This window comes from Salinadaptatus halalkaliphilus (assembly GCF_006543045.1).
Lineage (GTDB): Archaea > Halobacteriota > Halobacteria > Halobacteriales > Natrialbaceae > Salinadaptatus > Salinadaptatus halalkaliphilus.
On the sequence record NZ_RBZW01000038.1, the window covers coordinates 1 to 1922 of the forward strand.

1 protein-coding gene is annotated in these 1922 nt (G+C 57.5%); it reads right to left on the reverse strand.

The genetic code is table 11. The features are described from left to right. Positions 1-225: 225 nt before the first annotated feature. Positions 226-1698 (reverse strand): transposase, encoded by a 1473-nt coding sequence (locus D8Y22_RS13855; RefSeq protein ID WP_246084451.1) that lies wholly within the window; start codon positions 1696-1698, stop codon positions 226-228. Between the last annotated feature and the right edge of the window lie 224 nt (positions 1699-1922).

Here is a 1922-nt window from a genome sequence, read left to right on the forward strand (position 1 = left end):
TAGCCTGTTGCATCTTCAATATCAGTTCGCAGGACGTGGCTGGGTAGCCTCGATCCAAGCGACTGAGGACAAGATGTGCCAGATTGACGTTCATTTTGCTGATAGCAACGCCCGAAGTATGTCCTGATTCGCCGCTACTGATCAAGATTCAGCCACAAATCGAGCCGCCTGAGAGCGATGTCTCTCAGGCGGCGACCTTGTGTTTCGGACGGGGAATCGTCGTCGTCAGATCAACCGACTAGGCGAGCGTATCAGCCCTGGTTTGTCCTGACGTTTCGCGGTCAGTGAGGCCGCGACCAGTGCCACCGCAGAGAGAACAACGTGGGTTTCAACGTTGTTCTCTTTGCGGGCGCGGACGCGATCGAGGCCAGTAAAGGACTTCAGACGAGAGAAAACGCGCTCGACACCTGCGCGCAGGTGTCGATGCATTCGTTCCTTGATCGCCTGGAAAATGTACGTCTCCTCGACGCTGCCAACCTTAACGCCGTACTCGGACAGTTGTTTCTGTGGAAGTCGCTCAAGGGCGTCGTATGGACTCTCTATCTCGTCTCCGTGTTTCTTGAACAACCGCTTGATCTCCTCTTTGATCGCTTTCAGCGGCTTCGATCGACGAGGGTTGATGGCCGTCAGCAACGGGCTGGAAAGCCGTTGCTGACTCTGCTCTCTGTTCCCCTGGCTGTCGAAACCAGCATCAGCCAGCACTGCCTGAATGTCCTCGAAGTCGTAGCGGTCGTTGAACTCCTCAATCAGCGGCGTGAACGCTTTACTGTCGTTCCTGCTGCCGGTCTCCATCGTGATGGCGACCGGCAGCTCACTCGCTGCGTCAACCACCAGAAACACCTTGTAGCCGTAGAATTTCCCCTCGTGATAGCCCCAGCTAGCCCCTTCGACGTCGCCGTCTTCGATCTCTTCGCGGGTGTTTGCCCAGGCGGCGATGTGTGTTCCATCGATCACGATGAACTCACCAGCGTGATCGTGTTCAGCGAGCACTTCGCTACACATCGACTGAAGGCAGTCACGAAGTTCCTCGGGTTGGAGCTCGTCGAAGGCCCGCCAGAGGGATGTCCCGTCGGGGACATCCTCTGGCTTGGTGTAGTCGAGCGCTTCACGAAGGGAGTAGTTCCGGCGAATGCGGCGTTCGAGGGCGTCGAACGAGTCGCCCTCGAACTGGCGCAGGACCAGTGCAGCAGCCCGTTCGGGCGGGATGGACTGGATGTCTGAAACGGCCACCGAGAGGAAGGTAGCGAGCAACTCATCGCGGTAGAGGAAGCCGTCGTCCGCCGGTTCCGGCGGACTGACGGCTGATGGCTGGTCGGTTTCGCGCTGGGAGAGCTGGACGTCCCGGCGGGACGGCCAGCGGTGGGTGTAGACGGTCGTCCCATTGACCTTAGTAGCGTGAACCTCCTGGTCATCAGCAAGGGCAGCGAGCGCACGATAACAGGGTCTATTGAGGCGATCGTTTGCTTCAGCGGCGGTAAGTCCGGACGGACGGTTGAATGCAAGGTGTTTGAGGGTGGCTTTGGTGGACTCCTTGCGGTGGAAGACGGCGATGCCGTCATCCACCTCAGGTCGCCAGAAGCCGTCGTGGGTAGATCGGTGACCAACGACGTGCTTGCTGGCGATGTACTCGCCGTTGTAATTGAGCGAGGTGTAAAAGGGGTCTTGAGAAGCGATCTGGTCGATATACCACGCTGGCACCTCGGTGCCAGCGCGGAGTTGGTCCTTCGAAGCAACCTCTTCATGGGTGCGGAGGAACTCACGAACAGCAGTTTTATGAGTCGTATCTGTGTTCTCTCTCGTGTCGGATCTGGTGTTAGGCATACCTTCGATCCGACTTCTAGTCTAGTTAAAGTGACTATTTTAGACGCTAGTGCCCACACCATGATAGGTCGCAGCTAATTTCGAAAGCGTGCAACGGGCTA